This is a genomic window from Halodesulfovibrio aestuarii DSM 17919 = ATCC 29578, assembly GCF_000384815.1.
Lineage (GTDB): Bacteria > Desulfobacterota > Desulfovibrionia > Desulfovibrionales > Desulfovibrionaceae > Halodesulfovibrio > Halodesulfovibrio aestuarii.
Genome location: NZ_ARQF01000021.1, coordinates 228614 through 254525 on the forward strand (window position 1 = coordinate 228614; position 25912 = coordinate 254525).

Genomic DNA, 25912 nt, shown 5'->3' on the forward strand with positions numbered 1-25912 from the left:
GTACCAAAGTCTTTGTACATTGATGCCCTGAGCCTGCGTGCAACATACAGTTAATACTTAATATAAGGGGAAATCATGCCATATTTTGGTGCCCATATGTCTATTGCGGGTGGGTTGGAAAAAGCTGTTGAGCGTATAATGCGTGTGAGCGGAACGGCCTTACAGATATTCTCGAAAAATCAACGGCAGTGGAAATCCAAGCCGTTGGAGCAAAAACAGATAGATGCATTTCTTGGAGCTTGCGCAGAGTGGGGGAACTATCCGATTGCGGCGCATGATTCGTATCTTATCAATCTGGGTTCTCCGAAAGAGGAGGGGGTGGAGAAGTCTGTTGCAGCGTTTACACATGAGCTTGAGCGCGCAGAGCAACTAAATATTCCATATGTTGTGATGCACCCCGGTGCCCATCTGGGAGGCGGAGTTGAAGAATCCTTAGAACGGGTTGCAAAAAATCTGGATAGAGCATTGGTTGAGTCCCGTACCAATCGCGTCATGGTGTTATTGGAAAATACAGCAGGGCAAGGTACGACGCTCGGGCGATCTTTTGAAGAGCTAGCTGCTATTTTACAGAGTTCTGCTAAGGCTGATAGGCTTGGCGTGTGTATTGATACTTGTCATGCATATGCCGCTGGATATGATCTTGCGACAGAAGAAGGATATGCGGCGACATTTGCAGAGTTTGAAACAGTTGTCGGTATGAACCGGCTGAAATTTATGCACATTAATGACTCTAAAGGTGCGTTGGGGAGTCATCTTGATAGACATGACCACATCGGGCAGGGATTATTGGGAGAGGAAACTTTTGCACGTTTAGTAAATGATCCAAGATTTATTGATTTACCTATGGTGCTTGAAACTCCTAAAGGAGAGGACCTTGCTGAAGATATAAAAAATCTGGAGGTACTGTACCGATTACGTATCGCATAGGCGTGACGTATATACTAGGTAGAAGATGTCAAAAAAAATCGAGCAAACAATGTCACTAAGTGTGGTTGGGTGTGTTTGTAACTCTATAGTTTTTACTGAATAATGACTTTTTTGCTTGTCTTGGCGATATTCTCATTTTAGTAGTTACTTGCTGACATTGTTTCGCGATGTTGATGCAATAAGTGATCTGGTTTGTAGGGATGCATGCAGAAGACATTTTTCGGGGGCTAAACTCGTATGTCACTGTAAATACCAGGGTAGCTTTGGGGAGGTTCAGATGGTTGGGTTCTGTATCTTTCAGCTGTCAACGCGAAATGGTGTCAGCTTTTTTTTGTAGAACATATATTTATTATAAGAAATCTGATAATGTTTGGGGATGTGTTGTGCTGTGTTGTATAGCCAGCTAGGGTTTGGATCGAAAAAAAGATTAAATTCGGCATACTATCTTCTGGTTACTTGTACTCTGGTAACGTTTTTTATGCGGTTTGTTTTGATAAATTTATACATCGTTTTTACTCAAGGATTATGATGTCTGTATTCGTCATTTCACAAATGCTTGTTGGCGTAGCACTCGTTTTTGATCTTCTGTCTTTCCAATTTAAAAATAGGAAATATATTCTACACGCTATTGCTGCTGCATGTTTTTTTATGGCCGTACATTTTTTACTTCTTGAGCAATGGACAGCAACAGTACTGATGGGGGTATCCGGAGCCCGTTATGCTGTGAGCGGATATACAACCGAACGTAGATGGATGTATTTTTTCTGTATCCTTGCAGTGGCAGGCACCCTGTGGACATACGCAGGCTTGGTCAGCATTCTTAGCTTTGGAGCAACCTTTGTGCTCACTCTTGCAGCCTTTTCCAAAACAGATAAACGCCTGCGCGAGGTTACATTTTTTGGAGTAGCGCTGTGGATTGTACATAATATTGTTGTCTGGTCACCATCAGCTATCGCGCTGGAAAGCTTTTTTCTCATGAGTAACGTTGTTGGTTATTATCGGTATTACATTCGTCCCACGAGATCTGATTTGGTTTTAGAACAGGACTAGCTAAAAATTTTTATATTGTGCAAAGCCCCGCAGTTGATGCGGGGCTTTTTTTGTACTCTTTGCTTTGGGGTTTAGAAGAACATATCGCGAACTTTGTGCTGTCTCTTGGAAATGATGTATTTTAGAGTAACAAAGTGAGAATTATAATGCGGATGTTTATATAATATGTTAATATTGCTGAAATGTTTTTATTTTACCCTTTAAATGTTGGCAAAGGGGAGGTTTATGCCTCAGAGCAACGATAGGAAGTACCGAAAAAAACTATTGTTGGTAGGGGGTGTAGCCGGTGTGGTATTAAGTATCGTCTTAGTATTGGCCTCGGGTCATATGATTACATTGACGAATACTGATACTTTTTGTGTGACGTGTCATTCTATGAAACCGTTCAGGCAGGCGTGGGCTGCATCGGTACACGGAGGGGATAACCCACAAGGGGTTGTTGCCCAATGTGTTGATTGTCATCTGCCACATGGCACTCTCGTAGAGTACGTTGCAGCAAAGGCGTATACCGGTACACGTGATATCATAATGAATATGATTATAGACCCCTATGAGTATGACTGGTCACAGCGGCGGAAGTACCGTGAAGAGTTTACGTACGATGAATCCTGTCGGAAATGTCATGCAAAATTATTAGCACCGAAAATTGGTATTAAAGGTATTTTGGCGCACCGCGAATATTTACGGAAAGAGAATAAATTACGGTGTGTAAAATGCCACGAGCATGCAGGGCATAAGGACATGATGTATTACGTGAATAAGTATTTTAACAGGGATTCATAACTGCAGTTACAAGTGGAAACCTGAACGTGTGTGGAGGAAAAGGAATGATGATACGGAGGACTTTGGTAATCATGCTTGCAATGGTTATATGCAGCATCTTGGGTGCTGGATATGCCGTGGCTCAGGAGAGTGTGCAGAAAGTACCAAAAGCTATGTCACAGGGGGATGCAACCCTTGGAGGAATACACAAGCAGATTCTCGTACAGCGTGGCCTTTCTGAAGCGGCTAAAAAATGTATTGAATGCCATGCAAAGGAAACTCCCGGTATTGTAGATAACTGGAGAAACGGGCGCATGGCTCATGCGCAGGTTTCTTGTTATGATTGCCATGTTGTAGAAAAAACTTCTCCAATGGCCAGTCAGTGTAACGGCGTTCGGGGAACAAATATTTACACCAGTCCGATGGTTTCTTCAAAAACCTGTTCCCGTTGCCATCCTGTAGAGGTATCGCAGTTCCTTGAAAGTTCTCATGCAAAACCGGCATCAGAGCCTATTATGAATAATCCGACTTTCAATAAGTTGATGTATTACTACGAAGGTCTTGAGTTTACCGGTGTTGATCGTAACAGCCCTGAAGGCATGGCACCACGTGCTTCCGGTTGTCAGATGTGTCACGGTACTATTATTCAACTCGGTGCTGACAATAAGCCTGTCAACATGACATGGCCTGCCGGCCCCGGTCAGCGTTATCCGGACGGTTCTGTAGGGAACTGTTCTGTATGCCACACCCGTCATATGTTCTCTATTGCTGAAGCACGGAAACCGGAATCTTGTGGTACTTGCCATCTTGGGCCAGACCATCCGAATATTGAAATTTATGAGCAATCCAAACATGGTCAGATTTATGCTGCTCATGAAGCAGATTGGAATTTTGGTGCAGCACCGGATACATGGGAACCGGGAGATTATGATGCCCCTACTTGTGCTGTATGTCATTTGAGTGGCATTGGTGAATTGAGTACTACCCATAATCCTGAAACACGTCTCAAGTGGCAACTCTACAGTAAGCGTTCTGAGATTAGATCAGGCACACGCGGCGCTGGTGAAGAAGGTGCCAAACGTATGCGTTTGGTATGTACGAACTGCCACTCCACACTCCATACAGATTCAACAATGGCTACACTTGATGCTTCTGTTGCGCTCTATAATATCTACTGGGATAAAGCTGTAGCTATGAAGAAAGAACTCGCTGAGAAGAAACTACTTGGTGACGATCCTTGGAAGGACGGCTTCCAGCGGCTGATGTACTACCTCTGGCATCATGAAGGCCGTCGAGCCCGTCAAGGTGCCGCTATGAACGGGCCTGATTATGCTCACTGGCACGGCTTCTTCCAGCTCTTCCAGATGTTCATGGACATGCAGGCCATTTATGACTGGCGCATTAAAAATGGCAAAATAGAAGATCTGACTAATGTTGCCTGTCCTGGTCCTGACTAGCAGGTTCATGTCTGTACTGTACTGTACTGTAATAAAAAAACCCGCTGTAACAAGCGGGTTTTTATCGTTCTATGAATCCTGTGCGTCGGTAATAACTACATGTCGAAGATAAAGTTATTCGGAAGGAACACCTTTGAAAGAAGGCAACAGAGCTTTTTTAGCAAGCTTGGCATCAACTGTGAGGATAGGGCCTTCTTCTGTTTCGTGTACTTTGTAGTCTGTAATGACACGTAGATCGTTCGGGTGCATTACTTCTTTTTGGCGAACCATTTCTTCTACGATATCGACAAGCGTGGTCTTGGTTTCGTCAGTCAGGTCAAATTGTGCAAGAGAGCGGTGCAGGCCGTCTTCCCAACGGTCGCGTGGAAGAAAAGATGCGTTCCACGCAAATACGCCAAGACCGATGGCATTGTCGTCTCCGCTCAGGCTTTCGGATTCCGCAAGAAGCGGTTTACAAAATTTCATCACGGTGTCGGAGAAATCGTCAGCAGTAGATGCTTTACGGCGTTTTATGGCAGCAATGCGCTTTTTTATCTTCTGTTGGTCTTTTTTGGATTTAGCCATGCAGGGCTCCTTTTTCATAAGATGTCTGCCGCGTCATAGTGTTTTTATGAAAGAAGAGCAATATGCAGGCGTAAAACGCAGATGGCATCAGACTTCAACAGATGATGTTAGGCTTTTTTACGGTAGTGCATGAAAGCTGCAAGTCCGAGGAGTCCGAGTATATAGCCGATTCCGCCGAAGATATCCTTCATGCTTGCTGTTGGCTGCAGAACTTCAGCGCTAAGTTTTCCAATTTTTGCCTTCACAGGAATAAGTTCCTGTCGAACGGCGTTTCGTATGAGCGTATCAAGTTCGCTCTTGGTCAGGGTGACCGTTGCGGCGTTGTTTGTTGCTTTCTGTGCAGGTGCTTCTGCTTTCACCACTTCGCTTGATTGACTTTCTGCTACCGGAGCTGAAACAGGAGCTGCGTCTGTGTAGTCTTCAGCTTCAAGTGTCCATGCGCCCGCGTGCCCTTGGCCGGCATCCAATGCAATAATAATAGGATCCTTGGCCTTTATGGCGTCAGCAGAAAGGGTGAAAGACCATTCTCCGTTTGTGTCGGTGGTACCTTTTGCAACTGTTTTTCCTGTCTTTTTGTCAGTAGCGGTTACAGCACAATTTTGTGCCTTGTTTCCACTGGAGAAAAAAGATTCCGTATGTATTGTTGTTCCCTCTGCCCATGCAAAAATGTTTACTCTATGGGCAAAGGCGGAGGTTGTAAGAACACAGGTGATGATCAGTGCAAGTGTTATGGCTGGTAAACGCATATTGGCTCCTGCTGGGTTTGCTGAATGTTGCACCGTTAGATTGAAGGTGTATAACGGCAACAAATTATCGCGTCCGTGTGACGATATATAAAAAAGTAGCACGGATCAAGAGGTCTATGCCGAATGTGTTTTATTCATTATAATAAATGAAAATAAGGAATTATCATGGAAAAAGTGAGATTGATTAAATAAACAGCTTTACAGGATTGTTAATCCTTACTATGTATATTCCAACAGCTAGGGGGGCCTTAACAGGCTGAGAGTGAGCGTAGGAGTTCTGACCCTTGAACCTGATGTGGTTTGTACCACCGGAGGAAAGCGAAACTGTTTATGAGAACTATAAGCTTATCCGAAGGGGTAAGCTTTTTTTTATGCCTGTAGCGTAAAACGTACGACGTTTTACGGGATACAGGGTGTGTCAACATACAGCTAGGGGAGCCTTCGGGCTGAGAGTGAACGTTGTGTTCAGACCCTTTGAACCTGACGCGGTTTATACCGCCGGAGGAAGGCTAAGTACTTAACTCGTATTCTGAGCTTGCCTTCGTGCAAGCTTTTTTTATGCGATTAAAGCAGCAAAGGAACCCTATAATGCAGCTAACTGTAAATGGTCAGATGCAACTGTGCAATGACGACACAACCCTGCTTGAATATCTGCAGGGCAACGGCGTGGATGTAAAAGCGATTGTCGTAGAACTGAATCGAACCGTTGTGAAGGCTGATGATTTTGGAACTACCGTACTTAATGACGGGGATGTATTGGAAATCCTGCAATTCGTAGGAGGGGGCTAATGGAAGCGAACAACAACGACGCACTGGTTATCGGCGGAGTCAGCCTGACCAGCAGACTTTTCACCGGAACCGGTAAATATGGCTCAGATACAATCATTCCTGATGTGTGCGAAGCGTCCGGATCTCAGGTTATCACTGTAGCGTTACGAAGAGTCGACACAAACGCTGCAACAGGGAATGTAATGCAGCACATCCCTGAGCACATGCAACTGTTGCCGAACACCTCCGGTGCGCGCAATGCCGACGAAGCAGTTCGAATTGCTCGCTTGGCGCGCGCGGCCGGGTGTGGTGACTGGATTAAAATTGAAGTTATCTCCGACAATAAATACTTATTGCCGGACGGGTACGAAACCGCAAAGGCTACAGAAATCCTTGCTAAAGAAGGGTTTGTTGTTCTGCCGTATGTAAATGCGGATTTGTATGTTGCGCGCGATCTGGTGAATGCCGGAGCCGCAGCCGTAATGCCTCTTGGTGCTCCTATCGGCAGTAACCGCGGGCTGATGACAAAAGAAATGGTTCGTATTCTGATTGATGAGATTGCATTACCGATTATTGTTGATGCAGGAATAGGCGCTCCGTCTCAGGCGTGTGAGGCTATGGAAATGGGTGCAGCAGCTTGTCTGGTAAATACCGCCATCGCAGCCTCCGGAGACCCTGTGGCAATGGGGCGGGCTTTTGGTGAAGCTGTCCGTGCAGGCCGCGCTGCGTATCTTGCGCAGACTGCAACCGTATCAACAGGCACTGCTGATGCCTCATCTCCTTTGACCGGCTTTTTAGGCGGTATGTAACATGGGATTTTCTGAGATTCTTTCGCAGTACGATTCGTTGGATATGGCAACGTATCTGGCAGCAGTTACGCCTGCCGATGTGGAGAGAGTGCTTGCAAAGCACTCGTTGACGCCACTCGATTACCTGACGTTGCTTTCTCCTGCAGCGGAGGGCATGCTTGAGGCCATGGCACAGAAAGCCAATGGCATTTCTATGCGTCACTTTGGAAAGACAATTCAACTCTTTACACCACTGTATCTTGCAAACTTTTGTACCAACCAGTGTGTATATTGCGGATTTAATACTGCAAACCGTATTCCGCGATCACAACTTTCTGCGGATGAGGTACGTAAAGAAGGTGAAGCAATTGCGGCAACCGGATTGAAGCATCTCCTTATTCTAACGGGAGATGCCCCGTCTAAGTCGACAGTAGAGTATATTGGAGACTGTGCCAAAATTTTAGGCGAGTACTTCCCTTCGGTCAGTATCGAAGTTTACGCGCTGACACAGGATGAATACGCGTACCTTGAAACATGCGGCGTTGACGGGCTGACTCTTTTTCAGGAAACGTACAACAAAACGCTCTATAAAGAATTGCACCCTAAGGGGCCGAAACGTAATTATGATTTTAGACTTGATGCTCCGGAACGTGGGTGTCAGGCAGGATTTCGTTCGGTAACCATTGGTGCGCTGCTCGGACTGGAGGCAGTATGGCAGCGCGATGCATTTTTTACAGGTCTGCATGCAGGGTACTTACAGGATAACTACCCGGGAACAAGCATTGCTATTTCACCACCGAGAATGCGTCCGCATGTGGGATCATATGAACCTGCATCCATTGTGACGGACAGGAATTTAGTACAGTACGTTCTGGCGCTGCGTATTTTTCTGCATAATGTGGGTATCACTGTATCAACTCGTGAATCTGCATCACTGCGTGATAACATGATGCCGCTTGGTGTTACCAAAATGTCTGCCGGCGTTACCACTGCAGTTGGAGGGCATACGGCTGAAGATAACGGTACCGCGCAATTTGATATCTCAGATCCTCGCAGCGTTGAAGAAATGTGCAGAGCAATTGAATCAAAAGGGTTCCAGCCTGTATTTAAAGATTGGCAACCTTTTTAGTTCATGCAGGAAGATCGTATGGGTACTCATTCCGTATTGCAGGCTGGCTTGGCTCGTTATCTTACTCCAGAGCAGATGCAAAAACTTGCTTCTGTGACTGTGGGGATTGCCGGTTGCGGCGGGTTGGGGTCTAACAGTGCCTTTATGTTAGCTCGAAGCGGCATCCGGAACTTTGTCATTGTGGATTATGATGTAGTGGACTCTTCAAATCTGAACAGACAGTTCTTTTTTGAAGATCAGCTTGGGTTGTCAAAAGTTGAAGTGTGCAGGGCTAACCTGCTCCGAATAGACAATACCTTGACCATTACGACACATAATGCTCGGATAACACCACACACCGCACCGCAATACTTTGCCGGCTGTGATATTATTCTTGAAGCTCTGGACAGTGTTGACGGTAAAAAGATGATGGCAGAGTTGTATTTGTCTGATTCGCGTCTGTTTGTCTCAGCTTCCGGTATGGCAGGCTGGGGTGAACCGTATATGCAGAAACGAAAAATTCGTGATGATGCTGTTCTTGTTGGTGATTTTACAACTGATATTGCCGATCATCCGCCTATGGCGCCCAAAGTGCTTATGGCAGCCGCTATGCAGGCAGATGTAGTGCTAACGCATATTTTGGGGAAGTAGTATGAATTTTCAAGAAATTTTAGATACCGATATCTATGCATTGACCGACGAAGGTTTGTCCAAAGGCCGGTCTAATATTGAAGTGGTTGATGCCATGCTTAAGGCTGGCATTAAAGTTCTTCAATATAGAGAAAAAGACAAAAAATCTGGCGTAATGCTGGATGAATGTTTACAGATTCGTGCCATGACAAGGCAGGCAGGTTGTAAGTTTATTGTTAACGACTATGTAGACATCGCTATTCTATGTGATGCAGACGGCGTACATGTCGGACAAGAAGATATACCAGTACCTAAAGTGCGTCAGCTTCTTGGTGCAGATAAAATTATCGGGCTTTCCACCCACACACCAGAAGAATGTAAGCGTGCTATTGAACTTGGCGCGGACTACGTTGGTGTAGGGCCGATTTTCGCGACCCAGACTAAAAAAGATGTCTGTGCTCCGGTTGGATATGAATATCTTGAGTATGTTACTAAGCAACATAGCATACCGCACGTAGCCATCGGCGGAATCAAGCTGCACAATATTCAGGATGTGGCACAGCACGGTGCCCGTTGCTGTGCAATTGTTTCTGAGATTGTAGGTGCAGATGACATAACTGCAACCGTGCTTGCATTGCGTAAGGCAATGGCCTCCAAGTAACGGCTAGTTAACAAGAGAAAACAGCAAGGCTGCCCTTCGTAAAGAAGGGCAGCTTTTTTTTGTGGAATTTTCGTCATGAACTAACTCTTATTGGTTGGGGATTTTGTAAAAATAACAAGAAATCAATAAGGTAATCCTGTTGTTGCTTGTGTGTTTTAGGTACTAATTGAATATGCGTCTTGTATTCTTTGTCAGATTTGAAGGAGCGCATATGTGGCGTAAAATTTCCTTTCTTATCCTGATACTCACTCTTGTCTGTATTGAAGTTGCACATTGCGAAAAGGTCTTCGTTGCTAAGGCAGCCAAACGGCATGTGCATATGACAGGCTTTACTCGTCCGCGAACTATTATAACCGTCTCCAGTGAAGAAAATGCTCGATGTATTGCTGTGTATGCTGATGTTGGAGATGTAATTAAACCGGATGGCGTATTTGCACGCCTGAATTCTATATTCGTTGATCTTGATATCCGCCGTAATCTTGAGAAGCAGGAAGCAATTAAAAGTGCTGTTACTTATTATTCAAAAGAAGCTGAAAGGTATCGTTCTCTCATAGCTAAAGACTATGCAGCACAGACTACTCTGGATGCTCTAAAGCGTGATTTAGACTCAGCACGCGAAGAAATAGATGCCCTGAAAGTTGAAGAGATGATTTTGCGGGAGCATAAGAATCGCCATTCTATAGTTGCGCCCGTGGGGTGGCGGGTTATTGAACGGTATATTGAACCGGGAGAATTGGTTCACGACGGTGATGAACTGGCAAAAATTGGTAATTTCAATGTGTTGCTCGTTTCGTTCGCCCTTACTCCTTCCGAACTTATTACGTTGCAAAAAATGGATAAAATTGAACTGGAATTGCCAGAATTAAACCAAAAAGTTGCCGCGCGTATTGAATATGTTTCCCCTGATTTCGATTCCGAGATGCGTAAGATAGAAGTGGAATTAGCTATAGATACATTTCCTGTCGAAAAGCGCGGGGGGATTCGAGCTGATTTGTATCTTCCGATGGAAGAGGCCAAGGGCGCCATCGTTGTACCGGAAAGTGCACTGGTTCAAGGGTACGAAGAAGCATTTCTTATACGGGAGTCAGGTGAAGAAGTTCCGGTTATTGTTATGGGGGATGGATATCAGCGTGGTACCAAGCGTGTGCGTTCCAAAGACATTTCAGTTGGAGAGCGTTTTTTAACGAACCCGCCACAAACTGGCTTTTAGTGAGAGGTTATGCGTTCTGTAATTGCATTTACTCTGAATCAGAAGGTGCTGGTTAACCTTGCCTTTCTCGTGCTTATGATTCTTGGTGTCATAAGTATTTTAACTATTCCAGTAGACAGGATGCCGTATGTGAAAATGGGAAAGGTGCATATAGGTGCCTTTCTTCCCGGTGCATCCCCTTCTGATGTTGAATCTCTTGTGACAAGGAAAATTGAAGATGCGCTGGATAGTCTGGAGCAGGTTGAATACATCCGTTCCCGTTCATATCGAGAAAACAGCTCCATTCTGGTAAAGTTTATTGATGATTCAGATTATCATAAATTGTACGACGAACTGCGTTTTAAGGTGCTGTCTATTCAGAATGATTTACCAGCGGATATGGATCCGCCCACGTTTACTGAGATTGCCATTGATGAATGGCTGCCTGCTCTTAATGTTATCCTTGTAGGCAATAGATCCAACAGAGCATTAAGCCTTATTGCTGAAGAATTGAAAAATGAGTTTTCCCGTATCCCCGGTGTCAAGGATGTGCGGTTGAATGGTGAGTATTCGCGCGAATACCATGTCGACTTATCTCCTGCTAAAATGACCCAATACAAGATTACGCTGGAAGATGTGCGCAAGGCATTGTTGGATGCGAACGTTTCAATTCCTGCGGGTGATTTTGATGCAGGAGAATCTGAATACATTGTGGTTGTGGACGAACGATTCCGTACACAGTCAGATATAGAAAATGTCATCTTACGCCGGGATAACGAGGGATCGTTTGTTCGAGTTGGTGATGTAATGACCAAGGCGCAGTTTGGATATCGTGACCCTCATGTCATTACTTCCGTTAATGGAAAAGATTGTATTACGATTGCTATTATGAAGCAGAGTACGGGGAATGCAATTGCCATATGTGATACGGTTGAACAGATTGTTCAGAGGCACAAAGAACGACTTTCTGCAAACAAAGTGCAACCCGTAATTACTCAGGATCAGAGAGTATTTATTGATGAATCCATGAATGTGATGGGTTCTAACCTGCTCGTAGGTATTACGCTTGTACTGGTCATTATCTGGATAGTTATGGGGTTGCGGAATGCCGTCATTACAACCATAGGTATTCCGTTTTCTTTTTTGGTTACGATGATCTTTATGAAGGTCACCGGCAATTCACTGAATGAGATCACCTTGTTTGCATTTGTTCTTGTAGCAGGGATTATTGTTGATGACGCTATTGTGGTAATCGAAAATATTTACAGACATATTCAGCTTGGTGAGCCGTTGAAATCAGCTGTTGTCGACGGGGCTGCGGAAGTGGCTGTGCCGGTTATTTCTGCAACAAGCACTACGGTCGCGGCATTTTTACCCATGCTCATAATGTCTGGTTCAACAGGGGAATTTTTCGCTCAGATCCCGATAGCGGTTAGCTTTGCCCTTGCATCTTCTCTTTTGGAGTGCCTTTTGATTCTTCCCTTGCATTTTTATGATTGGCCGGGAGTAAAACGGTTTGCCCATGGATATACTCCACCAGTTGATCAAGCCTTTATGGTTAAACTGAAAGAATGTGCGGTTTCGATACTGCGTATATTCATGAAGCATCGTGCAAAGAGCATCAGCGTTGTTTTTATAGCGTTTCTTGGTGCACTATTTATTTTTGGGGTATCGGTTTCCGGAACACTTCCACTTCTTCGAATCAAGTTTTTTCCCGATAACTACAATATTTTTTATGTAAATGTAGAAGCTCCGGCAGGCACTTCTCTTCAGGAGGTGTCCCGTAGATTGAAAGAATTAACCGTTGAAATTGATTCTAAAGGGAAAAATGTTGTACGAGCCGCTACCGCGTTCGCCGGTTTTTATGTGAATGAAGATTACGAGCAGGTGTACGGCTCAAATTACGGAACTATCAACGTAGAGCTTCCTGAGATTAACTCAAGAGTGTTTGCGGATTACCCGACGAATGACCCGATTGCACATCTCAGCACAATGCGGAAAGAGATGACGGCCTATGCGCATAAGCATTGGGGCGATCGCTGGATTGTACGGGTTCGGGCGGAATCGGATGGACCGCCTACCGGAAAAGACCTGACTATTCGAGTTATGGGGGGTGATACACTTAACGTTGATCTGCTTACCCGTGATGTCTGGAACTATCTGAAGACAAATAAAGAATTTTCACAATACCTGGTGGATTTGAGGCCGGACACTGGCTATCCAAACAGGATTGTGCGTTTTATTCCGGATGAAATGCAAGTTTCACAATACGAATTGACTCCAAGGCTTGTGGCTCGCATGGCTGGTTCTATTCTGGATGGGGCTCTTGTGGGCGAATTCAGAGCGGATGATGAAGACATAGACTTACGGATGCAAGTGGATAAGCGTTTTTTGCGTTCACCGGAAGATGCATTGAATATTCCTGTAATAGAAGAGAATATGGGGCCTATCCGTCTTGGTGATCTTGTAAAAATTGAGACATACACCGAGCCGGGGCAGTTTAACAGATTTCAGGGAGAGCGTGCCATCACTCTGTCTGCAAATATACAGCCGGGAGCTCCATTTTCACCGCCATATGTCGTAAATAAGATTATAAAATATTATTCAACGGTGCGTACAAAATATCCCGGTGCAACGTTAAATTTCGCTGGTGAGTATGAATCAACCCAGAAGTCATATTCATCTCTTATGTTTGCCTTTCTTATTGCTCTGCTTATTATTTATATGATTTTAGCAACCCAGTTTAATTCATATGTTCAGCCACTAATTATTCTTTCAGCAGTGGTTTTTGCCCTTATTGGTGTTGTGTATGGCGTATTTCTTACGCGGACGTTATTTACCATCAACAGCTTTATCGCGACTGTCGGGGTAACCGGAGTTGTTGTTAACGACTCTCTTGTGCTTATTGCCTTTCTTAATAATCTGTATAAGAGCGGCATGCACAGGGATGACGTTGTATATGAGGGCGTGCGTGTGCGTTTGCGTCCTATTCTGCTGACGACGCTTACAACAACGTTGGGGCTATTGCCGATGGCTGTCGGTATTCCGTATTATTCTCTTAACTGGGGTACCATGGCGGCTACCTTTGTTGCGGGGTTATGTACCGCCACGTTGCTTACACTCTTTATAGTTCCTGTCCTGTGGCATATCTTTATAGGTATGCACGAGCGAATTACAAAATCTGATGCTATGGAGAAATGATGATAGCCTGTTTTCCCACCATGGTATTCGATTCTTGCCTCAGATGAGCTTTTTGAATATTTTTTGCGGTCAGGCCATAGAGTGTTTCTGTAAGTGGTGAACGAATTTGGAACGAGTCAATTAGCTGAGCAATTTTAGCAAGAATAAAGCCCTGCATCTGTAAATCAGGTGTGTCGTACATGGTGCGCACCAGTGCAAATTCCCAGCAAATGCGGACAGATTTTGTTTTGAACAGCCGAAGGTCCAATGGGCCAGCAGGGTCGTCTATGAGAACGATGGCGCCTTGCGGTTCAATTAGTTCAGACATTGTCCCCCAATGATCACTGAGGTGGGTTGTGCAAAAGATAGAGTTCACCCAATGCATGTCCAGTTCGCGTATCTGTTCCATCATGTTATTGTGATGGTTTATTACGTAGTCAGCACCCATATCCCTACACCAGTCTGCGGTTTCTTCTCGAGATGCTGTTGCAATAACAGTCAGTCCAGCCCATTTTGCTAACTGAATTGCCATGGATCCTACGCCGCCAGCACCGCCAATGATAAGAATAGTTTTTTCTGTGTTTGCGTTAGCTGCTGATATGTATTCAAGTCTGTTAAAGAGGGCGTCGTACGCCGTAAACGTAGCTACAGGAAATGTCGCTGTTTCAGCTTCTGAGCAGTTTTTGGGAGCAAAGGCAACTGTGCGCGCGTCTGCCAGCTGATATTGCGCGAATGATCCAGCGTACTTTGCCTGTCCCATGAAGTAGATGTGGTCACCTTTTTTGTAGTGTGTAACCTCGTCGCCCTTATCAACAACTATTCCACTTGTATCGTATCCGAGAACTATTTGCTCGGAACTTGGAGTGCGCATCCGTAATTTAGTATCAAGGGGATTAATCGAGGTTGCCTGTACTTTTACAAGGATTTCGTGCCCATGAGGGGTTGGGACGGTCCCTAATTTCTCGGAGAATGTCTCTTCATTGATGGCATCTCCGCCGCCTCGTGCTAGTATTTGAAGCATTATTACACCGCCTGTAGCAAGGGTTGGAGTGATTGTGCTCTTTATTCTAACAGTAAGTTCTTAGAGGATTCCAGTGCTAACTGGAAAGAATACAAAGTCTAGTTGTACTCAGCTTGCAGACAGGGAAGGAAGGTTTGCGATTGTAAAAAAAGTTCGAGTGGGGAGTGTTTGTGATTTCTTTTAATTATAGAGTGTTGTTGTGTGCAGTGCGGACATGGTTACAAAAAAGGGGTGCACGTTGGGTGCACCCCTTTTTTGGTGTTCTGCTATGTAACAGAATTATTCTGCAGGAAACTGGGAGCCGAGTTGAGTTGAGAGAATCGCTTTTGCTGATTCGCAAACAACACTGCAAGCGTAGCCACGCTTGTCTTTAGAACCGACACCCGGAATAAGGTACGCGGCGTAACGGATGGTGAAAACAATCATATCCATGCCACCAAAGAAAAGGGCGGTGAACGGACAGTAGTGTTTCCAGAAATACATCTGTTCGCTACGGGTACGTGCCTTAATTACGGCAGAGCCATGCAGCGCGTAGTCGGAGCATTCTGGCTGAAAGGAGAATTTATCGAGAACGCGTGCAGTAGCCTGCGGCACGTAGTAGATTGCGTAAGAAGGGTTCAGTGACTTAACAATACGGCGGCAGAAGTCTGCATCGGCAAGACCTGCGTAAAAACGCTCATCCAGCTGGCCGAGTTTATTAATAATGTCACTGCGCACAGCAGCGAACGTGAAAGGAACAAATTTCACTTTTGTTGGCTGTTCTGCATTACGGGTTTTGGAACAAGTACAGCCGAACATGCGCTTAAAGTTAGCGACAAGACCCGGAAGACGATCTACGGTTTTAAGGCCGAGATTGTCTGTACCAACTACTTTACCACCTGCGATAGCGCAGGAAGCGTTAGTAGCGAATTGATCCATAAGACGTCGGACGGAGCCCGCAAGAACCTCAATACGAGGATCAACAAATACAATAAGGTCGCCAGTTGCGCGTTCTACAGCCTGATTAGCTGCAGCGGCGTAGCCTTTGTTTTCCGAGTTTTGAATAAGCTCAATCTCTGGGAGAGCTGTTTTTGCAACAGAACCACAGTCATCAGTAGAAGCATTATCCACAACAATGATTTCTGCATCGAATTTGGACGCAGTTTGGTTTTCAATAGTCTGCTTAATTGAATCGAGACAGCGCCCGATGAATTTGCTTGTGTTATTTGTTACAATAACAAAAGAAAGTTTCATGATTATGAATCCTTATGCTATGTACGTTTAGCTAATCCTACGGAGTCAGCTATGGGAGTTATGGATTCAATGGCCAGTTGAAAAAACTGTCCTAAATCCAAGTCCAGTTTCTCGCACTCTTTAATACGGTCACGACTGACAGATGCAGCAAACGCTTTATCTTTCATTTTCTTTTTTAAGCTTTTAGGTTTCATGCCTTCCATGCCGTTAGGTCGAACAAGCGCATTCGTGGCAATAAGGCCGGTAACTGTTTCAGCACAACGAAGTGCCAGATCGAGTTTTGTGGTGGGGTCGTGACCCGTGTATTCTGAGTTATGTGCGAGAATAGCATTCAGTGCTATTTCTGGAAGCTTTCCTTTGAGTAGTTCTACAGATTGTTTTCCATGTTCTTCAGGTGTTTCCTTTGTGTTCGGAAAATCAAGATCGTGCAACAAACCGGTTATGGACCAGAGCGTTTCATCTTCACCAAAATGCCTTGCCAGTTCTGTCATAACAGCTTCCGTCTGCATGGCATGGTGAAGGAGGTGCGGCTCAGGTTTTTGTGACTCCAGTAGTTGAAAAGCGCTTTCACGATCAATCATTTTTATTCTCCTGAAATACATTTACAAAATCATGCGAACAATTTTTCATAAACATGAATGCGCCAGAACACAACCATATATTCGATTTGTTGACACGAGCGTCAATAAAGCCGAAAAGAAAATGTTCTTTCAATAAATAAATGCTGTCTTAGCCTATGGCTCAGCATATAACATATACGCGCTGCTTTTGCAGCCTAACGAAGAGTGGATCGTCATGTCATCAATAGCTGGTGTTAAGTTCCGAGAATATGGGAACATATACTATTTTGAGATTAAAGATCTGGAAGTCTCCATAGGGGATTGGGTTGTCGTTGATCAGGGCCAAGGGCTTGGAGAAGTCGTTGCTCTGCGGGATGACCTTCCAGAGGATGCAGAAAGTGATGAACTGAAGCAGGTTAACAGACTTGCGGAAAACGAAGACTTAGTGTGTCATCAAGAAAACGAAGGGCTTTCTCGGGAAGCATTTCAGTACTGTCTGGATTGTGTGCGTCAGCGTAAGCTTGATATGAAGCTTGTAGATGTTGAAGTATTTTTCGACCGCAGCAAAATAATTTTTTACTTCACTGCTCCTAACCGCATAGATTTCAGGGAGCTTGTAAAAGATCTTGTTAAAAATTATCGTACGCGTATCGAACTGCGTCAGATTGGTGTACGCCATGAAACGCAGATGGTCGGTGCTGTAGGCAACTGCGGCATGGTCTGTTGTTGTCGAAGATTCTTGCGTAAATTTGCTCCAGTAACCATTAAGATGGCAAAAGAGCAGAACCTGTTTCTCAATCCTGCTAAAATTTCCGGTATCTGCGGAAGATTGCTTTGCTGCCTTTCCTATGAACAGCATAATTACGAAGAGTTTCACCGCGCATGTCCAAAACTTGGTAAAAAGTACTTTACTGAGGATGGTTCTGTAAAAGTTTTGCGCGCTAATATGTTCCGCAATAGTGTGTCCTTGCTTTCCGATTTTAACGAGGAAATGGAAGTTACGCTTGAAGAATGGGCAGAAATGAACGCAACTCGTCCAGATCAGGCGTTGCAGGATGCTGCTCGTGCTGCTGCTAAAAAAGCTGCTGAAGATGCTGCTCGTTTAGAACAGGAAGCAAAAGAGGCTGCTGAAGAAGAAGCCCGCCGCGCTGAAGTTGAAAAAGAACTTGAAGAGCGTGCAAAGGAAGAAGGCGTTGATGTGGAAACCCTGCGCGAACAGGTTATCCGTAAGCCCGGTGTGAAGAGTGCGGAACCTGTGAAACGCACAAGCCGTGGTAAACGCAAACGCAAGCGTAAGCCTAAGTCCGACGATTAATCGTCGAGACAGAAATATTGAATATATCGTTGAGAAAGACTTCATTGCATTACCGTGATGAAGTCTTTCTCAACGAAAATTATAGAATGAGTGTCTGCTGCATAAAATGGTATGTGGCTAGAAAATAAAACAAAGAATCCAGCGTCCGTTACCAGCGGGCGAAGCCGTCGGGAGATTCTCTTGGAACGCTTTTATATTACGACTCCAATTTACTATGTGAATGCGAAGCCGCATCTTGGACACGCCTATACTACGATCATTGCTGATACGATGAAACGTTTTCAGCAGATGATGGGGAAGGAGACTTTTTTCCTTACCGGTACAGACGAGCACGGCGATAAAATTGTTCAGGCTGCTGATAAAAACAACTGCACTCCGCAGGAGTATGTTGATCAGATTAGCCAGCTTTTTAAAGACTTATTGCCTGAACTTGGCATTTGCAACGACCATTTTGTTCGCACAACAGATGTTGCCCATAAAAAAGTAGTGCAGGACGTATTGCAGAAAGTATACGATTCCGGTGATATCTACTTTGGCGAATATGGCGGACATTACTGTTACGGCTGTGAGCGTTTTTACACAGAAAAAGAATTAGAAGACGGTCTGTGCCCGCAGCACCAGACAAAACCTGAGTACATTGCAGAGAAAAACTACTTCTTTAAGATGTCAAAATATCAGGATTGGTTGAAGCAGCATATTCTGGATAATCCTGAGTTTATTCGTCCGGAGCGTTACCGTAAGGAAGTGCTTTCGTTGCTTGATAGCGGTGAGTTAGAAGATTTGTGTATCTCTCGTCCAAAAACTCGTCTTGAGTGGGGCGTAGAGCTACCGTTCGATAATAACTTCGTTACCTATGTATGGTTTGATGCACTGCTTAACTATGTTTCTGCTCTTGACTACCCTGACGGGGAGAATTTTAAAAAGTTCTGGCCTAGCGTGCAGCACATTGTTGCAAAAGATATCCTTAAGCCGCACGCAATTTTCTGGCCTACCATGCTGAAAGCAGCCGGTTTTGAGCCGTACAATAATCTTAATGTACACGGCTACTGGCTTGTGAACGACACCAAGATGTCTAAATCCCTTGGTAACGTTGTCGCTCCGCTTGAGATGGCAAAAAAATACGGTAACGACACGTTCCGTTTCTTCCTGTTGCGCGACATGCACTTTGGTAACGACGCGAGTTTTTCTGAAGAATCTCTTGCATTGCGTCAGAATGCAGAACTGGCCAATGACCTTGGCAACCTCTTCAGCCGTGTTCTTTCCATGGTTAAAAAATACTTCGGCGGTGTTGTTCCGCAACCTGCTGAGTACACTGAAGCAGACATGGAATTGCGTGAACTGGCATCCAATTCCTGTAAAAACTTTCAGCAGTTGTTTGATAACGTACGTTTTTCCTACGGTATTGAGTCCCTTTGGGAACTTGTCCGTGGATTGAATAAGTACGTCGATTCAAGCCAGCCTTGGACTCTTGCAAAAGAAGGCGATACTGCGCGTCTTGGTACAGTGATGTACACCATGCTTGAATGTATGCGGAAAGTGGCCTTGCACCTGTGGCCTGTAATGCCAGCATCTGCGGAAAAGCTTGTCGGGCAGTTAGGTCTTGATTTTGATCCTGCAACTGCAAACTTGCCTGCGGAGGTTGAAGCATGGGGGCTGTTGCCTGTAGGTATTGAGGTCGCGCCTGGGTCTAACTTGTTCCCGCGTGTGGATATCGACAAGCTTCGCAAGGAAATTGAAGAAGCCGATAAGGCAGCAGAACAAGCAGCGAAGAAAGAAGACGTTGCTGTGCAGGAAATTGCAGCGCCTATCGAGTTTGACGACTTTGCAAAAGTTGATTTGCGTATCGGTAAGGTTCTTGTTGTTGAAGATCATCCTAAAGCGGATCGTTTGTTCCGTTGTGAAGTTGATCTCGGCGAAGAGAAGCCTCGTCAGATTCTTGCCGGACTTAAGGAACATTTCACAGCAGAGGATCTTCTTGGTCGTCAGGTTGTAGTTGTAGCAAACCTGAAGCCTCGTAAAATCCGTGGACTTGAATCTCATGGCATGATGCTGGCGCTCAAAACTGCTGACGGCATGGAAATGCTAACCGCTTCTGGTGAAGTTCCGGCAGGTACTAAGGCTTCCTAGTTATTATTTTACTCCGGCTGCAATTACCTAAACATTGTAGCCAGTAACGGGATTTAAGACTTACTGACATATTTCCCCCGTATCATGTATGGTACGGGGGATTGTTATTGCCCAAGTCTGTTTGCATAAAAAAAGGGCGCACCCTTACAGGTGCGCCCTTACGTTTTTGCAGCGAATTATTTACTCATTTCAATGCCACGATCGTAAGCTTTAAAAATAGAGTCGATAATATTTCCGCGTACGGCAGTTCGGTCCATGTGGTTTACAGCAGCAATGGTGACACCAGCAGGTGAGCAAACCATTTCGCGAAGTACTGAAATATGATGATCGGACTCGTTCGCAAGCTTTGTAGTGCCCTTGAAGAGATTGATAGCCATTTCGGTAGCTTCGTTTCGATGAAAACCAACGCTGACGGCAGCTTCTGTTACGGCTTCAATAAAGTAAAGCACGTATGCAGGGCCACAACCGGCAATAGCGGTGAATGCATTGAATTTAGATTCAGGCAGCACCATAACCTGACCGAGTTGCTCGAACATGGTGTGAACGGCTGTCTGTTGCTTCTCTGTAAGAGACGGGTCTTCAAAACAGAAAGCAAAAATGCCTTCGCCTACCATTGCCGGAGTATTCGGCATACAGCGAATTACAGGGCATTTACCGCCGCTGCATTTTTTAAGTGTCTCCATAGAAACACCTGCTGCAATAGAAATGATGACCTTATCCCCAGTGAGTGCGGGCTGGATATCTTCGAGCACCGTTTCGACATAGTCTGGCTTGACCGCGAGCAGGATGAAATCAGCCTGCTGGGCAAGTTCGATATTAGAGTCGCACGCTGTGCACGGAACATTACCACTTGGATCGTAGCCGATAAGGGAAATGTTCTTTTGGGGCTCAAGACCGCCTAAGATAGCGGACCCCATGTTACCGCAGCCGATACAGCCGAACGTATTCATGTTAGCCAGTGATCTCCAGATTGTTAAAGAAGTAGTGAATTTCGTACTCGGCAGTTTCAGGTGCATCGGAGCCATGAACAGAGTTGGCTTCAATGTTTTCTGCAAACTCTTTACGGATAGTACCTTCTGCTGCATCTGCAGGGTTGGTAGCACCCATGATAGCACGGTAGTTTTCAATTGCATTCTCGCCTTCAAGAACAGAGCAGACCACAGGGCCTGAAGTCATGAAGTCAACAAGGCTTTGAAAGAAAGGACGTTCTTTATGAACGTAGTAGAATCCTTCAGCCTGTTCTTTCGTCATGCGAATTTTTTTCATGGCAACTACATTAAGGCCAGCATCCTGAATGTGTGCAAGGATTTTGCCCTCGAGGTTGCGTGCAGTTGCATCTGGTTTAATGATGGAAAAAGTTCTCTGAATCATTGCCAATGATCCTCCAAATAGAAAGGTAATTGAAGGATACAACTGTCGAGATGTATATATGTGGTATCCGACTTTCGTTGTATCTAGCCCGCTAGAAGTTCAGAAGCTCCGACAATTTGACAACCGCAACGCGTGGATTGCGCTGCTTTTCCCACTCTTGCAGCGCTAACAACGTGGTAGGATGCGGGTGTCCGATTGCAATGGCAGTACCTTTAGCCAATGCAATTCGTTCAGCTTTTTTAAGCTGGTGTAGAGTGCTTTGAACCTCTTTTACATTGTCGATGAAAACATTTCTCCTGAAGGCAATTAGCCCTTGCCTTTTCGCCTCATTGAAAAACACTGATTTTGCATGAGTCATACTGTCCAGAACAAAGAACCCACGTTTCTTTGCTTCCAGCGCAACCTCTCGTACCGCTTCACGGTTCTGTGTGAACTTAGATCCCATATGGTTGTTTAGCCCAACAGCCCCGGGAACAAGTTTGAAGTTGGCACGAACAGTAGCTCGAATGTCTTCAGGTGTCATATCAACATAAACGGCGCCAGGTCCCGGTTGAGCATCAGCAGACATTGGCTCCATTGGCTGATGAATGATGATCTCCCGGGAGAAAGCACTAGCTATATCTGCAATCTCTTTTGCATATGACGAACGGGGCCATATTGCGAAGGTGACAGGATAGCTTAAGCCTGCAAGCGAATGTGCTGCCGAAATACTTTCACCAAGGTCGTCTATCACAATAGTGAGATGACCGCCAATATCCAATGTTGCAGGATTTTTGTCGAAATCCGTTGCGTCAGTGATTTTGTTAAATTTAAGTAGATGGGTTTCCACATCGTTGAATGTCACGCGGTACATGTTAGTGGAAAGTTTTGTCAGAGTTGCTTTGTTTGCCCACTGTACCAACGCTGTTGCGATTGGTGTAATGAGCTCGTCAGCAGTATATTGCGAATTAATACGCAGTTGCTGGAAGTGAAATGTTTCATCGCCGAATCGTTGTTGCTCGATAGCAACAAGCTCAATACCGGAAGCAGATACATTTGCGTCTTGCAATGCCCGTAATATGGCGTAGTCAATGCGTTTAACACCTTCTTCCATGGGTGCATCAAGCCGTTCTTCATAAGGAAGTGACGCAAAGTTCACCGGCGCGCGCATTTCGGCCACAGGATCTGTTGTTGTCTTGGAGTTGCTGGAGAGTGCGTAGAAAAGAGCGACCAGCGTGAGACAGCAGATAACAGCAAGAGTATAATAAGGCCAGCGCGGCGGCTGGTTTTGTCGCGAATCAGACATCAGAGCTCCCTAAAGGAAAATTCAACTATCCAGAACTCCATACATCAGAGTTGGCTGATTTAAAAGGCGCAAAAAAGGGGAGAGCACAATTTGTGCTCTCCCCTTTTGGACCCGCTTAGTTAGCGTATTATTGTAAGCTTTGGATGCGTGGAAGTGTTTTTACAAGACCCGTGGCGAGTCTGAGCTGGTTGTCTTTTGCAAGACGTTCACGCACAGCTTTGTTTTGTTTAAAGTTGGATTTTTTCTTAGCGGCATCAACTTTTTCAAGGTGACCTTCAAGATCCTGCTCACGTGGTGCGTGAAGGAACTTCGCTGTAGAATTTTCTTTTTCCGCAGGGAGTTCAAATGGTACTACAAGGTCAGGTTCAATTCCTTTTGCCTGAATCGAAGTGCCATTTGGAGTGAAGTAACGTGCTATGGTTAGCTTAATAGCACTGCCATCGTTCAGCGGGATAATGTTTTGCACAGACCCCTTGCCGAAGCTTGGTTCACCAATAATGAGAGCACGTTTATGGTCGCGTAAGGCTCCCGCAACAATTTCGGAAGCAGAAGCAGAACCGGCGTTAATAAGGACTACCATTGGCGCTGTAATGTCTCCTGCCTGCTTGGCAGCATCAAAGTTGCGTGAGTCGTTTCCTTTGCCTTTGATAGAGACTACGGTACCACCCTGAAGGAAGAGGTCTGCAACCTTAATAGACTGGTCAAGCAGCCCACCTGGGTTATTGCGTAAATCGAGCACTACGCCTTTAATTTTGTGTTTCTTTTTGTATGCAGCAAGTTTTTCTTGAAGCTCATCTGTTGTATTTTCAGAGAAACGACTGAGACGAATCCATACGATTCCGTCATCAAGTTCACGTACTTTTGCACTTACGAGCGGTATGGAGTCACGAACAATTTCAACTTCACGCGGAGCTTTTGCTTTCTTTGAAAGAATGGTCAGCTTAACTTTGCTACCTTTTTCGCCTTTGATGCGTGCAACAGACTCGCGCAAGCCTAAGTCCTGTGTGAGTTTTCCATCTACTTCAAGAATTAGATCACCGGCTGCTAAGCCAGCTTTATCCGCAGGAGTATCTTCAATAGGTGTTACTACTCTGAGTACACCTGATTCGTCTTGGGTTATTTCTACGCCGATGCCGAAGAATTCACCAGTGGTGGATTCCTGCATGCTTTTGTACTCTTCCTGATCCATAAACGTGGAGTGCGGATCAAGAGATTGTAACATGCCATTGATGGCACCGTTAATAAGGTCTGTTCTTGGAACGTCCTGTACATAGTAACGTTCAACAAGATCCAGAATTTGGCTAAATCGCTTGAGAGACTCAAACTTGCTTTGCGCATCTGTAGCCATGCCGGGAATAGAAGAAAAAGCAAGTAAAGCTGTAGTCATGATGGCGACTAACCACATAGTTAAGCGCATTATCAAAGATCCTCCAAGTTCAAATTGATGACAAGACATCACCTAGCTGTGTTGTTGCGAAAAAACCATGCTCTTACATATTGACTAGTATGTATCATTTGGATTTTTTCTTGTTCCGTTTCATTCTCATCATCCGTAAAGCTCAAAAAAAGTTGCTAACGGTTGAAGGTTGCCTGCACGATTTTGTCTCAATTTGAACGCGTGTTGTATTCAAAAATATTAAGTCCAAACTCGCAGTTATGGGACACTGATCTTGCGGTAGCAAGGTAGTGCTTACCGGCTAGTGGCAAAACATATATCTGTAATTAATCCAATGCGGAAAGCCAGCTCTCTGGATTAATTGCTTTTTGATGAAAGCGCAATTCGAAATACATTCCCGTTCCCTCTACATCGGGGTAGAAGCCGGCATTACCAATCGTCTGTTTTTGTTTAACAATATCGCCAACCTTTAGTTTGCTGTCGGCGAGGAATGCATACAATGAATAATATTCTTCACCGTGTACTACTATTACAACGCGTCCGAAACCTCGTAGGACATCATTATGTACAACTTTACCGCTGGAAACGGCCTGAATAATGCTGCCTTTCTGTAGCGCAAGCCCAATGCCACGAACTGGAGGCTTTGCGTCAGGCTTGAATCGCTTGGCGATAACACCGTGTGCGGGCCACGGGAGGACGCCTTTGAGCAGTGGAAAGTTTGCACCTGCCTTGCTCTTTTCCTCAAGTTTATAGTTCAGCGTCTCAATAATTGAGAGAATGCTTCGCAGTGAGGATTCTGCTGAGGCTTTTTGGGCGCTGACCTTTTTTAATTGTTTATGGTGGCGGAGCTTCTGCTGTAGTAACTCGTCTTTCTTTCTGTTTATCTCTGCAAGCTTTTGCTTTGCTTTATCAGAAAGAGATGACTGTTTGACGGCAAGTAACTTTAATTTTGCTTCTTGCTCCATAAGTGTGCGTTGCTTTGCCTCAACCGTAGTATAGAGTGTAGAGGCCCATGTGTAGCGCCTATCTAACTCTCCCCAATTTTCAGGTGTGTTACTGGCAAGTACCCGACTATTAATGTACAACGGCCATAACTTTTTAACCAATGATATCAATTCGTTTTGTAGAACTTTATTTTGGGAATTCAATTCGTCGTATTCAGAGGTTAATGCTTTGTGCTTTGCACTGAGTTCTAAGTAGTTCTTTTCTTGTATTTTAATTGCGTCGGTGAGCTTTGCAATTTTTGTTTCTTCCTGACTTACTGCGCGTTGTAGCCGTTGTGCTTTACGCGTCAGGGTGGTGAGTTTTTTCTTTTTACTCTGAGCTTGTTCTTTTTCTTGTTTCAGTTTTTTGGCGAGAGTTGCAGCATTTTCAGCAAAAGCAGAAACACATGTTGATGAAATGGACAACATGATAAGAATAAGTGGGAGATACAGGAAACTTTTTTTCATTTGGTGCCTTCGGCGAGGGGGCTTTGCCCTCTACCCGCAAGGGTGTGTCTCTTGGTCACGGATAAAGGTGATATAGCTAACGCAAGATGAATTTTTTTTATCCATATACCATTGAATTGAGTTTCATGGTGTTATTTAGTCTGTAATTCTAAAGCACTGCGTATGCCTTTCTTTGACGAATGCTGCACTGTAGAACCATTGAGAGTGTTCATTTCATCCAATACGGTTAGCTTAGTAAGTGGAATGATATATAATACCTCGGAAAGATTTAATTCCTGAGTGTTGCTAACTTTATATGATGGTGAATTTCATAGTAACATTGG

The 25912-nt window shown here is 44.8% G+C and carries 23 protein-coding genes and 2 riboswitches; of the genes, 13 read left to right on the forward strand and 10 right to left on the reverse strand.

Annotated elements, in window-relative coordinates:
• Nucleotides 1-75 precede the first annotated feature (75 nt).
• From F461_RS0111745 to F461_RS0111760, 4 genes are all read left to right on the forward strand, one after another.
• Nucleotides 76-927 carry a deoxyribonuclease IV gene (locus tag F461_RS0111745; RefSeq protein ID WP_020001360.1) on the forward strand — a complete coding sequence of 284 codons (852 nt, stop codon included), beginning with the start codon at nt 76-78 and terminating at the stop codon, nt 925-927.
• Nucleotides 928-1452: 525 nt separating this feature from the next.
• A complete protein-coding gene (locus F461_RS0111750) occupies nt 1453-1977 on the forward strand; it encodes a YgjV family protein (RefSeq protein WP_143154742.1) in 525 nt (174 codons plus the stop codon).
• Between the two features lie 225 nt (nt 1978-2202).
• The gene (locus F461_RS0111755; RefSeq protein ID WP_020001362.1) at nt 2203-2760 is read left to right on the forward strand and encodes a cytochrome c3 family protein; all 558 of its coding nucleotides are present in this window, start codon (nt 2203-2205) and stop codon (nt 2758-2760) included.
• Nucleotides 2761-2804: 44 nt separating this feature from the next.
• Nucleotides 2805-4196 carry a multiheme c-type cytochrome gene (locus F461_RS0111760; RefSeq protein ID WP_026364748.1) on the forward strand — a complete coding sequence of 464 codons (1392 nt, stop codon included), beginning with the start codon at nt 2805-2807 and terminating at the stop codon, nt 4194-4196.
• Between the two features lie 114 nt (nt 4197-4310).
• Here the strand turns inward: F461_RS0111760 and F461_RS17790 are convergent, their stop codons facing one another.
• Nucleotides 4311-4760, reverse strand: coding sequence for a hypothetical protein (locus F461_RS17790; RefSeq protein ID WP_020001364.1), 450 nt, complete (start codon nt 4758-4760; stop codon nt 4311-4313).
• Nucleotides 4761-4867: 107 nt separating this feature from the next.
• Complete coding sequence (locus F461_RS0111770; protein ID WP_020001365.1) at nt 4868-5506, reverse strand: hypothetical protein; 639 nt, start codon at nt 5504-5506, stop codon at nt 4868-4870.
• Nucleotides 5507-5735: 229 nt separating this feature from the next.
• Nucleotides 5736-5840, forward strand: a riboswitch (TPP riboswitch).
• A gap of 87 nt (nt 5841-5927) precedes the next feature.
• A riboswitch (TPP riboswitch) is annotated at nt 5928-6030 on the forward strand.
• Between the two features lie 64 nt (nt 6031-6094).
• Here F461_RS0111770 and thiS point away from each other — a divergent pair.
• The 7 genes from thiS to F461_RS0111805 all read left to right on the forward strand — a co-directional run bounded on the left by thiS (nt 6095) and on the right by F461_RS0111805 (nt 13851).
• Complete coding sequence (gene thiS / locus F461_RS0111775; RefSeq protein ID WP_020001366.1) at nt 6095-6295, forward strand: sulfur carrier protein ThiS; 201 nt, start codon at nt 6095-6097, stop codon at nt 6293-6295.
• Nucleotides 6295-7083, forward strand: a complete 789-nt coding sequence (locus F461_RS0111780) for a thiazole synthase (RefSeq protein WP_020001367.1) — start codon at nt 6295-6297, stop codon at nt 7081-7083. The genes thiS and F461_RS0111780 overlap by 1 nt, the downstream gene beginning before the upstream one ends.
• Nucleotide 7084: 1 nt before the next feature.
• Nucleotides 7085-8191 carry a 2-iminoacetate synthase ThiH gene (thiH, locus tag F461_RS0111785; protein WP_020001368.1) on the forward strand — a complete coding sequence of 369 codons (1107 nt, stop codon included), beginning with the start codon at nt 7085-7087 and terminating at the stop codon, nt 8189-8191.
• A gap of 18 nt (nt 8192-8209) precedes the next feature.
• Nucleotides 8210-8821, forward strand: a complete 612-nt coding sequence (gene thiF / locus F461_RS0111790; RefSeq protein ID WP_020001369.1) for a sulfur carrier protein ThiS adenylyltransferase ThiF — start codon at nt 8210-8212, stop codon at nt 8819-8821.
• Between the two features lies 1 nt (nt 8822).
• A complete protein-coding gene (gene thiE / locus F461_RS0111795) occupies nt 8823-9461 on the forward strand; it encodes a thiamine phosphate synthase (RefSeq protein WP_020001370.1) in 639 nt (212 codons plus the stop codon).
• 211 nt (nt 9462-9672) lie between these two features.
• Nucleotides 9673-10671: an efflux RND transporter periplasmic adaptor subunit gene (locus F461_RS17795; protein ID WP_020001371.1), complete on the forward strand. Its 999-nt coding sequence runs from the start codon at nt 9673-9675 to the stop codon at nt 10669-10671.
• A gap of 9 nt (nt 10672-10680) precedes the next feature.
• Nucleotides 10681-13851, forward strand: coding sequence for an efflux RND transporter permease subunit (locus F461_RS0111805; protein WP_020001372.1), 3171 nt, complete (start codon nt 10681-10683; stop codon nt 13849-13851).
• Here F461_RS0111805 and F461_RS0111810 read toward each other — a convergent pair.
• The 3 genes from F461_RS0111810 to F461_RS0111820 form a co-directional block, all read right to left on the reverse strand.
• On the reverse strand, nt 13838-14851 hold the full coding sequence (locus F461_RS0111810) for a zinc-binding alcohol dehydrogenase family protein (protein ID WP_020001373.1): 1014 nt from the start codon (nt 14849-14851) through the stop codon (nt 13838-13840). The two genes, F461_RS0111805 and F461_RS0111810, sit on opposite strands and share 14 nt — an antisense overlap.
• Nucleotides 14852-15130: 279 nt before the next feature.
• Nucleotides 15131-16084 carry a glycosyltransferase family 2 protein gene (locus F461_RS0111815; protein ID WP_020001374.1) on the reverse strand — a complete coding sequence of 318 codons (954 nt, stop codon included), beginning with the start codon at nt 16082-16084 and terminating at the stop codon, nt 15131-15133.
• A 17-nt stretch (nt 16085-16101) separates the two neighbouring features.
• Nucleotides 16102-16665 (reverse strand): HDIG domain-containing metalloprotein, encoded by a 564-nt coding sequence (locus tag F461_RS0111820; RefSeq protein WP_020001375.1) that lies wholly within the window; start codon nt 16663-16665, stop codon nt 16102-16104.
• Nucleotides 16666-16879: 214 nt separating this feature from the next.
• Here F461_RS0111820 and F461_RS0111825 point away from each other — a divergent pair, with 214 nt between their 5' ends.
• Together F461_RS0111825 and metG are read left to right on the forward strand one after the other, a co-directional pair.
• Nucleotides 16880-17959, forward strand: a complete 1080-nt coding sequence (locus F461_RS0111825; protein ID WP_020001376.1) for a PSP1 domain-containing protein — start codon at nt 16880-16882, stop codon at nt 17957-17959.
• 180 nt (nt 17960-18139) lie between these two features.
• A complete protein-coding gene (gene metG / locus F461_RS0111830; RefSeq protein ID WP_020001377.1) occupies nt 18140-20086 on the forward strand; it encodes a methionine--tRNA ligase in 1947 nt (648 codons plus the stop codon).
• Nucleotides 20087-20262: 176 nt separating this feature from the next.
• On the opposite strand, the gene proC is transcribed toward metG, so the two are convergent.
• The 5 genes from proC to F461_RS0111855 form a co-directional block, all read right to left on the reverse strand.
• Complete coding sequence (gene proC, locus F461_RS0111835) at nt 20263-21036, reverse strand: pyrroline-5-carboxylate reductase (protein ID WP_020001378.1); 774 nt, start codon at nt 21034-21036, stop codon at nt 20263-20265.
• A 1-nt stretch (nt 21037) separates the two neighbouring features.
• Nucleotides 21038-21457 carry a nucleoside-diphosphate kinase gene (gene ndk, locus F461_RS0111840; protein ID WP_020001379.1) on the reverse strand — a complete coding sequence of 140 codons (420 nt, stop codon included), beginning with the start codon at nt 21455-21457 and terminating at the stop codon, nt 21038-21040.
• 91 nt (nt 21458-21548) lie between these two features.
• The gene (locus F461_RS17800; protein ID WP_020001380.1) at nt 21549-22742 is read right to left on the reverse strand and encodes a divergent polysaccharide deacetylase family protein; all 1194 of its coding nucleotides are present in this window, start codon (nt 22740-22742) and stop codon (nt 21549-21551) included.
• A 127-nt stretch (nt 22743-22869) separates the two neighbouring features.
• The gene (locus F461_RS0111850) at nt 22870-24159 is read right to left on the reverse strand and encodes a S41 family peptidase (RefSeq protein ID WP_020001381.1); all 1290 of its coding nucleotides are present in this window, start codon (nt 24157-24159) and stop codon (nt 22870-22872) included.
• A gap of 305 nt (nt 24160-24464) precedes the next feature.
• The gene (locus tag F461_RS0111855; protein ID WP_020001382.1) at nt 24465-25589 is read right to left on the reverse strand and encodes a murein hydrolase activator EnvC family protein; all 1125 of its coding nucleotides are present in this window, start codon (nt 25587-25589) and stop codon (nt 24465-24467) included.
• Between the last annotated feature and the right edge of the window lie 323 nt (nt 25590-25912).